The following is an 8,361-nucleotide window of genomic DNA, read 5'->3' on the forward strand; positions in this document are numbered from 1 at the left end:
TGAGGCCGAAGGCATCCCACCCGTCTTTCACACGGCGATCTTCCTTCGTAGGGGCCCCGAAGAAACCACTCCACCCCATCGAGCAACCCCACGAAGCCCCGGAAGACAGAAGCAGATCACCCGAGCCTGCGCCCCAAGTCATCCCGCCCGTTCCACGCCGCCGCGACCCCGTAAGCGAACGCCGTCCCCAACGGCCAAGCCACGATCCCCCACCCGGATTCCAACCGGGGAGCCAAAGTCACCACATCGCCCAGCCCAGGCGCTCCCGCCACGACGAACCGCGCCTCCGCCAAGGACACGCCGGTCTGCGCCGCCAGCCAGGCCGCCAATCCGGACCCGAGCACCGCGGCCACCATCACCACCGGACCGCGACGCTCCCGCAGCAGCCACACCGCGACCCCGGTCACGATCCCCGCCGCCAATCCCAGCAGCAGGAACAGCACCAGGTCATCGAAGCGGTGGTAGCTCTCGGTCCGCAGCGGCGCCAGTCCGCCGTCCTCCACGACCTGGACAAGCTGTCCGGGCGCCAGGCGGGACCACAGCCATCCCACCGCGAAGCCGAACAACGAGATGGTCGACAGCACGCTGACCGCGGGCAACAGGTCGCGTTTGACCACCACCGGGGCGGGCTTGTGCGACCACGGCAGGTAATCGGGGGGCGCTGTCACGCCTGACCTCCGCTCGCGAGAACTCATGGGCCGAATGGGGCAGCCCATGCGCGAGACTAGTCCGTCAGCACGGGGGCACCCGCGCTGGTCGTCTCGCCGTGCCTGCTGCACCGCGCGGACCAGCCGACCGGGGTCACCTGCACGACCATCCGGCGCGCGCACTCGGCGCAGAAGCGGGGTGGTTCCAGGGCGGCGCGGCCGCCGCGGCAGGAGAGGTGGTCTCCCACCGCGGCGGGCTGGCCGCAGTGCACGCAGAACACGACAGAACTCCTACAGCGAGTCGCTGAGCGCTTTGATCGGCATCTTGAGGTCGGACAGCATGTCGAGGTCCCGCTGGGCGGGCCTGCCGAGGTTGGTCAGGTAGTTGCCGACGATGATCGCGTTGACCCCGCCCAGCATGCCCTTCTCGGCGCCGAGGTCGCCCAGGGTCAGCTCGCGGCCGCCCGCGAAGCGCAGCATCGTGCGCGGCAGGGCGAGGCGGAACGCGGCGACCACGCGCAGCGCGTCGCGGCCCTCGATCGGCTCGTACTGCTCATACGGGGTGCCCGGCTGCGGGATGAGGAAGTTCATCGGGACCTCGTGCGGGTCCAGTTCGGCGAGCTGCACGGCGAACTCGGCGCGCTGCTCGTCGGTCTCGCCCATGCCGATGATGCCGCCGGAGCAGACCTCCATGCCCGCCTCGCGCACCATCCGCAGGGTGTCCCAGCGCTCCTCCCAGGAGTGCGTGGTCACCACCTTCGGGAAGTGCGAGCGCGCGGTCTCCAGGTTGTGGTTGTAGCGATGCACGCCCATGGCGACAAGCTCATCGACCTGCTCCTGGGTAAGCATGCCCAGCGAACAAGCGATCTGGATGTCGTTGCCGGACTCGCGGATCGCCTTGATGCCGTCGCGCACCTGGGAGAGCAGGCGGGCGTCGGGGCCGCGCACGGCCGCGACGATGCAGAACTCGGTGGCCCCGGTCGCCGCGGTCTGGCGGGCGGCCTCGACCAGGCCCGGGATGTCCAGCCACGCGGAGCGGACCGGGGTCGGGAAGCGGCCGGACTGCGAACAGAAGTGGCAGTCCTCCGGGCAGCCGCCGGTCTTGAGGCTAACGATGCCCTCGACCTCGACCTCGGGGCCGCACCACTTCATCCGGACCTCGTGGGCCAGGGCGAGCAGGTCCTCCAGGCGGTCGTCACCGAGCCGCAGAACCCGCAGCACCTGCTCCTCGGACAGGCCGACACCGCGGTCGAGCACCTGTTCGCGGGCGACGGCGAGCACGTCGTCGGTGGTCGCGCTGTCATGGGTGCGCTCGGCGGCTGCCGTCACTGTGGTTCCTCCTAGAGCCGGTGCGTCCGGGCCGGGTGCGGCGCCGGTGGCATGGTGATCGGGGCATATGGTCCGGGCATTGTGCGTCGGGGGTCAGTCTGCCTCATGGGGCTGACACACATGAGCGACTAATCTCTCACCCGGGAAACGCGCCTGTGAACTCCTTGACGTCGAACTCCCCGCCCAGCGACGGCGCGAGCGACCGGCGCGCGACCGGCGCGAACTCTGCCGCGGGCAGCCCGCCCACCCCTTCGGGGAAGACGCCGAGCAGCGGCGCCTGCGTGACGACCGGCAGGTCGTCCAGGTTGCAGCGCGCGGCGAGGTCCGGGGTGCTCGGCCAGGCTCCGACGACGAACCCGTCGCAGGTGATCCCCCGGCGGCGCAGCGCCTCCGCGGTCAACGCGGCGGTGTTGAGGGTGCCGAGCCCGGCGGTCGCGACCACCAGCACGGGCGCGCCCAGCGCCCAGGCCACGTCGGCGAGCGTGCCGCCGTCGGGGTCGAACCGGACGAGCAGCCCGCCCGCGCCCTCGACCAGGACCAGGTCGTGCGTGCGGGCGAGGTCGGTCGCGGCGGCGGCGACCTCCGACGGCCGCACCGGCGGCATCCCGACGCGCCGGGCCGCGGTGTCGGGGGCGAGCGGGTCGGGGAAGCGCCGCAGCTCCAGGGTCGTGACCTCGCCCGCGAGCCGTTGGACGTCGGCCAGGTCCCCGGGCGCGCCGGGGGCGACACCGGTCTGGGCTGGCTTGAGCACGGCGACGCGCCGCCGGGCGGCGCGGGCGAGCGCGGCGATCCCGGCGGTGACGACGGTCTTGCCGACGTCAGTGCCGGTCCCGGTGATCACGAGGACACTCACGGGCAGCAAGGTTAGCCCTGTTAACGGCGCGGACATAGTCCGGCTGGGACACCACCACCGAAACCGGCGACAGCCGCCTACCCCGCCGCGGCAGCGGCGACCACGCCCGCGGTGATCGCGGCGACGTCGTCAGTGGTGCTCACATACGGCGGCATGGTGTAGATCAGGTCGCGGAACGGCCGCAGCCACACCCCGGCGTCGACGGCGGCCCGCGTGGCGGCGGCCATGTCCACCTGGTGGTCGAGTTGCACCACGCCGATCCCGCCCAGGACCCGCACGTCGCGCACCCCCGGCACGTCGGCCGCCGCCGCGAGGCCGTGGGTCAGCTCGGCCTCGATCCGCTTGACCGTGCCCCGCCAGTCACCCGCCAGCAGCAGGCCGATCGACGCCGAGGCGACCGCGGCGGCCAGCGGGTTGCCCATGAAGGTCGGGCCGTGCGCCAGCACCGGGACCTCGCCCCGGGAGATGCCCTCGGCCACCTGGGACGTGCACAGGGTCGCGGCCATGGACAGGTAACCGCCGGTCATGGCCTTGCCGACGCACAGCACGTCCGGGCTGATCCCGGCGTGGTCGGCGGCGAACAGCTCGCCGGTGCGGCCGAACCCGGTGGCGATCTCATCGAAGATCAGCAGCACGTCGTTGGCCAAGGTCAGCTCGCGCAGAACGTGCAGGTAGCGGGGATCGTGGAAGCGCATCCCGCCCGCGCCCTGCACGACCGGCTCCACGATCACCGCGGCCAAGTCGTCGGCGTGGGTCTCGATCATCTCGGCCAGGTGGGCGACGTAGTCGTGCTCGAAGCCCACCGGCGGCGCCTGGGCGAACACCTGGTCCGGCAGCACGCCCCGCCAGAGGCTGTGCATGCCGCCCTCGGGGTCGCAGACGCTCATCGGGGTGAACGTGTCGCCGTGGTAGCCGCCGCGCCAGGTCAGCAGCTTCCGCTTGCCCGGTTTCCCGAGCGAGCGCCAGTACTGGAGGCACATCTTCACGCCCACCTCGATGCCGACCGACCCCGAGTCGCAGAGGAAGACGTGCCGCAGCGGGTCCGGGGTGATCTCGACCAGGGTGGTGGCCAGCCGGACGGCGGGCTCGTGGGTGAGGCCGCCGAACATGACGTGGCTCATCCGCCCCGCCTGCTCGGCGAGCGCTGCGTCGAGCACCGGGTTGCGGTAGCCGTGGATCGCCGCCCACCACGACGCCATGCCGTCGACCAGCTCCCGCCCGTCGGCCAGCCGCAGCCGCACCCCCTCGGCGGAGGCGACCACGAGTGGGTCCTGGGTGCCGGGCATGGGCCCGTAGGGGTGCCACACGTGCGCGCGGTCGAGCGCGATCACCTCGTCAGGAGTCACCGGGGCAGGCTAACCGACCGCTAGTCGACGCCCGCGAGTTCCTTGCGACGGGCCACCAGCCGGGCGATCTCCCGGCCGTGATCGGTCGGGACGATCCACTCCCCCGGCGGCACGGTGATGCGGACAGCGGGCCCCGGGGTCACCGTGACCCTCAGCTCGCCGACCCCCGGAACGGGCAGGGTGGTGCGGCGGGCGACCATCACCTGCTCCACGGCGCCGACACCGCTGAGCGCCACCATCGGCCGGACAAGCCGGAACGGCCCTCGGCCACCGGACAGCGTGATCCGGTCGTGGGCGACGAGCAGCTCCAGACCCCGCGCGCCGCGCGCCTGCCAGGGCACTTCGACCGGGGAGTCCGCAAGTTCGGGGGTGTAGGGCTCAAGCACCCGGCGGCGGGCTTGCTCTCCGACGAACCATCCGCCTGCGCCTAGGGCGGCCGCTGCGGCGATTCCGATGAACCAGGCCGAGGCTAGTCCTACGCAGGCTCCGCCCGCTGCGCCCAAGGCGGCTGAGGCGACTGGCCAGCGGCGGGGGCGGAATCGGCGGGTTCGGAAGTAGGCGATTCCTGCTGCTAGGAGGAGGAAGGGTGTCGCCAGGGTTGGTGACCAGCCGTCTGTCGCGGCGGCGGCAATGGCCGCGAGCGGGCCTGCGGTGATCACCAGGGTGAGGTGTGGCCGCACCCGACGCAGGCGCGCGCCAACGGTTCCGACCGGCTCCTGATCATCTCGCCCGCGCACGGCCGCAACGCTACCTAACGGAGCCGGGGAAACCTGGCATTCAGGGCTTCGCCACACCGTGCGTTCCGCTTGCGGGGGGCTCGTTCCCTGGCTGGGTGCTGTCTGCTTGCTGGCTTCTGCGGGGGTTGGCTGTGTGGGGTTGCTCGATGGGGTGGAGTGGTTTCTTTGGGGCCCCTACGAAGGAAGATCCCGTCGTGGGAAAGACGGGTGGGAAGCCTTCGGCCCCACGACCACAGCCAGTTTAGGGATCTTCCTTCACCCCCAAAGAAACCACTCCACCCCATCGAGCACTGGGCGAGCGCTGGTTCGGCTTCGTGGGGCGTGGGTTCGCTGCTCTGGCCCATCGAGCATCGGGCGGGCGTTGGTTCGGTCTGGCAGATGCTCGGGTTTGTTGCTCCGACCCGTTGAGCGCCTGGTGAGCCTCGGTGCGGCTTGGCAGGGCGGTGTGGGCGCCTCACCCGATCCACCGCGACAAGTGACAGGCCCAAGCCAACGGCCTGTTTGGGTGGTTCGCCTTGATTTGGGGGAAATGGGCCTAAACTCGTAGCGCGGGTGGGGTTCCTTCGCCCCGCCTTTTGACCCGCGCAGGCCCATTTCGAGGGGCCCCAAATCAAGGCGAACCACCCAAACAGGCACCGGCCAACCAACTCGCGACGCTCCCGGCCCACCGAGCACTGTCCAAGACCAGACTCCAAGACAGGCACGCTCCCCGCCTCGCGCCTGGCGGGTTCGTTCGGCCTGGTCAAGTGGCAGGCGTGTCGCTCCAACCCACTGCGCACTTGGCGATTTCGGCTGCGGCCTGGCGAAACCCCGGCAGACACCCGCCTCGTTTTCGCCGCCGCGCCGCCCCCACAACAAAGCCCACCCGCCCTGGGGGACCGTCCCTGATCCATCCTATCGGCCCAGGTCAGCGGGGGGAAGAGGGTGCTGCCCGCCTGTGGATAACTTCGGCGGCGGGGGGTGTGGGGCGCGGGTGGGTGGTGGGTCAGTTTCCAGGTGTTCGGCGTGGCGGAGGTGCCAGTGGGCCAAGGCGACCATCGTGGGGAAGGGGATCGCCACCAAGGCCAACCAGGAGACTGGGATGTCGGCGATCCGGATGTCGTCTAGGGCTGGGAAGGTGTGCAGGAGCAGTGGCAGGCCGAACAGCAGGGTGAACAGGGCCGCTAGCGCCAGGATGGCCCTGCGGCGTTGGGCGCGGTAGACCGTGAGGGCCTGGCGGACCTCGGCGGGGTCGAGGGTGGGGGGCCGCCAGGCGGAGCCGTGTTTGCGGCGGGAGTGGGCCAGGCGGGTTTGGGGGCTGGTGACGGCGACTCTGCGGGGAGGGGTCATCGGCCGCTCCGGCCTAGTTCGCCGCGTTGGGCTGCCAATAACAAGCGCTCGCGTAGTTCTCGGGCGTGTCTGCGGCTGACGGGGACGTCGCCCAGTTCGGTGTGGGCGAGCATGCCGCCCACGGAATCGCTGCGGAGTTCGCGGACCGCGTCCAAGGCCACCAGGAATCCTCTGTGGACTCTCGCGAAACCTGAGCCCTCCCAGTATTCCTGGAGTCGCGAGATCGGCATCCGCACCAGGTGCACCCCCGAAGGCGTGTGCAGGCGGACGTAATCGCCGTGCGCCTCCGCGAACTTCACCTCGCCGCGCCGGACGTAGCGGGTGCGGCCGTCGGTTTCCACGGGCAGGGCGGGCATGGCGTCGGGGGTGGGCGAGGGTGCGGGCACGGCGGCCTGGTGGCGGGCCGCGGTGACCCGGGCGACGCGGGTGAGCGCGTCAGCCAGGCGTTCGGCGCGGACGGGTTTGAGCAGGTAGTCGACGGCGCCGATGCCGTAGGCGGACACCGCGTGGTCCTCGAACGCGGTGACGAAGACGATCGCGGGCGGCTCGGTGAGCCGGGTTAGCAAGGAGGCCAGTTCGAGGCCGTTGAGGCCGGGCATGGAGATGTCGAGGAAGACCGCGTCGAACGGCTCGGCCTGGATCATCTTCACCGCGGTGAGCGCGTCGCCAGCCGCGTGCGTCTCGGCGACGTCGGGGGCGGCGCGCAGCAGCCTGCACAGCTCGTCCAGGGCGGCCCGGACGTCGTCAACGGCGAGCACCCGCAGCCCGCTGGCCATCACGGCATCACTCCCGGTGCGAACATCGGCACCCGGACGACCACCCGGGTGCCCGCTTCCTCCGCGGTCTCCACCACGAGCCCGAACCAGGGCCCGTAGACGTTGCGTAGCCGCCGGTCCACGTTGGCCAGGCCGACGCTGCCCGCCGGACCGCGGCCCGCGAGGATCGCCTCCGCGTGCGCGGGGGCCATGCCCACGCCGTCGTCCTCGACGGTGATGACGCAGTCGGCTCCCTCGGCCTCGCCGCGCACCTGGACCAGGCCGCCCGCGGCGCGCGGCTCGACGCCGTGCCGGATCGCGTTCTCCACCAACGGTTGCAGCACCAGGTAGGGGATGGCGACGGCGAGCACTTCCGGGGCGACCCTGATCTGCACGCGGAGCCGGTCGCCGAGGACGGCGCGTTGCAGGGCCAGGTAAGTCTCGATGGCGTGGAACTCTTCGGCGAGGGTGGTGTAGTCGCCGTGGCCCGCGAGGCTGTAGCGGTTGTAGTCGGCGAAGTCGAGCATCAGCTCGTGCGAGCGCTCCGGGTCCGAGTGCACCAGGGACGCGATGACGGTGAGCGCGTTGTAGACGAAGTGCGGTGAGATCTCCGCGCGCAGCGCCCGCAGTTCGGCCTGCGCGGCGTGCTCGGCGGACGCCTCCAGGCGAGCGCGTTCCAGAGCGGCCACTATCCAGTCGGCGACTTCGCGGACCGCGGCGGCGCGGACCTGGCCCGCGACCACGAGAACCCCGGCCAGCTCGTCGTGGACATGCAGCGGGACGGCGAGCAGCGGCGGGCGGCCCGCACGGGTCTCGTTGTGCAGCACCTCGTCCACCAAGGCGGGCCAGCGGGTGCCCGAGGGCGCGCGGCCCGCCCAGACGGGGGTTCCGGAGAAATCGGCCAGGCCGATGGCGTCGGCGTCGAGCAGCCTGCGGATGCCCCGCGCGGCCGAGCGGACCCGGGCCCCGGCGAGCCCGTCGGCCAGGTCGTCGCCGATGCCGCGGGCGACGCCGAGGACGGCGGCGGGGTCGGCGCGGGACCAGGGCAGCCGTAACCGCGCTGGTTCATCGCGCTCCGGTGCCGACATCCGTGGTCCTTTCGACGGTGCCGTCGATGTTAGGCGTGTTCCACCTCTTCGGGTGACGCTCGTGGACCACTCGTCCCGAAGCCGGCACCGTCCGTCGCGGCGTTCGGTCAGTGCCGCCCGGCCGCTTCTACCGTGACGCATCGGAGCCGCGACGAAACTGTGGGAGAGACATGAGTGGGGTAACGCTGGACAACTTGTCGATTGAGCGGAGGGTGTTCGCGCCGTCGGAGGGGTTTGTGGCGGGGGCGAATGTGTCGGGTGCGGTGTATGGGGAGGC

General features: G+C 71.5%; 9 protein-coding genes. All 9 read right to left on the bottom strand.

Features of this window, described 5'->3' with window-relative positions:
- Window positions 1-116: 116 nt before the first annotated feature.
- Window positions 117-695 (bottom strand): DUF2567 domain-containing protein, encoded by a 579-nt coding sequence (locus ACZ6SD_RS32610; protein ID WP_465320878.1) that lies wholly within the window; start codon window positions 693-695, stop codon window positions 117-119.
- Window positions 696-724: 29 nt separating this feature from the next.
- Window positions 725-928: a biotin synthase auxiliary protein BsaP gene (gene bsaP / locus ACZ6SD_RS32615; protein ID WP_465320879.1), complete on the bottom strand. Its 204-nt coding sequence runs from the start codon at window positions 926-928 to the stop codon at window positions 725-727.
- A gap of 10 nt (window positions 929-938) precedes the next feature.
- On the bottom strand, window positions 939-1,976 hold the full coding sequence (bioB, locus tag ACZ6SD_RS32620; protein ID WP_465320880.1) for a biotin synthase BioB: 1,038 nt from the start codon (window positions 1,974-1,976) through the stop codon (window positions 939-941).
- Window positions 1,977-2,112: 136 nt separating this feature from the next.
- Window positions 2,113-2,829 (bottom strand): dethiobiotin synthase, encoded by a 717-nt coding sequence (gene bioD / locus ACZ6SD_RS32625; protein WP_465320881.1) that lies wholly within the window; start codon window positions 2,827-2,829, stop codon window positions 2,113-2,115.
- A gap of 77 nt (window positions 2,830-2,906) precedes the next feature.
- Window positions 2,907-4,175 (bottom strand): adenosylmethionine--8-amino-7-oxononanoate transaminase, encoded by a 1,269-nt coding sequence (locus tag ACZ6SD_RS32630; protein WP_465320882.1) that lies wholly within the window; start codon window positions 4,173-4,175, stop codon window positions 2,907-2,909.
- Window positions 4,176-4,195: 20 nt separating this feature from the next.
- Window positions 4,196-4,912, bottom strand: a complete 717-nt coding sequence (locus ACZ6SD_RS32635; protein WP_465320883.1) for a hypothetical protein — start codon at window positions 4,910-4,912, stop codon at window positions 4,196-4,198.
- Between the two features lie 894 nt (window positions 4,913-5,806).
- Window positions 5,807-6,241: a hypothetical protein gene (locus ACZ6SD_RS32640; protein ID WP_465320884.1), complete on the bottom strand. Its 435-nt coding sequence runs from the start codon at window positions 6,239-6,241 to the stop codon at window positions 5,807-5,809.
- Entirely contained in the window at window positions 6,238-7,017 is a 780-nt protein-coding gene (locus ACZ6SD_RS32645) for a LytR/AlgR family response regulator transcription factor (protein WP_465320885.1), read from the bottom strand. The genes ACZ6SD_RS32640 and ACZ6SD_RS32645 overlap by 4 nt, the downstream gene beginning before the upstream one ends.
- A complete protein-coding gene (locus tag ACZ6SD_RS32650; protein ID WP_465320886.1) occupies window positions 7,017-8,084 on the bottom strand; it encodes a sensor histidine kinase in 1,068 nt (355 codons plus the stop codon). Before ACZ6SD_RS32650 ends, ACZ6SD_RS32645 begins: the two co-directional genes overlap by 1 nt.
- Between the last annotated feature and the right edge of the window lie 277 nt (window positions 8,085-8,361).

It is taken from the genome of Actinokineospora sp. NPDC051303, assembly GCF_055586285.1.

Bases quoted from the DNA above. Each gene is read 5' to 3' on its own strand.
- ACZ6SD_RS32610 (WP_465320878.1), bottom strand. From the start codon at position 695: ATGAGTTCTCGCGAGCGGAGGTCAGGCGTGACAGCGCCCCCCGATTAC.
- ACZ6SD_RS32640 (WP_465320884.1), bottom strand. From the start codon at position 6,241: ATGACCCCTCCCCGCAGAGTCGCCGTCACCAGCCCCCAAACCCGCCTG.
- ACZ6SD_RS32645 (WP_465320885.1), bottom strand. From the start codon at position 7,017: ATGGCCAGCGGGCTGCGGGTGCTCGCCGTTGACGACGTCCGGGCCGCC.
- ACZ6SD_RS32650 (WP_465320886.1), bottom strand. From the start codon at position 8,084: ATGTCGGCACCGGAGCGCGATGAACCAGCGCGGTTACGGCTGCCCTGG.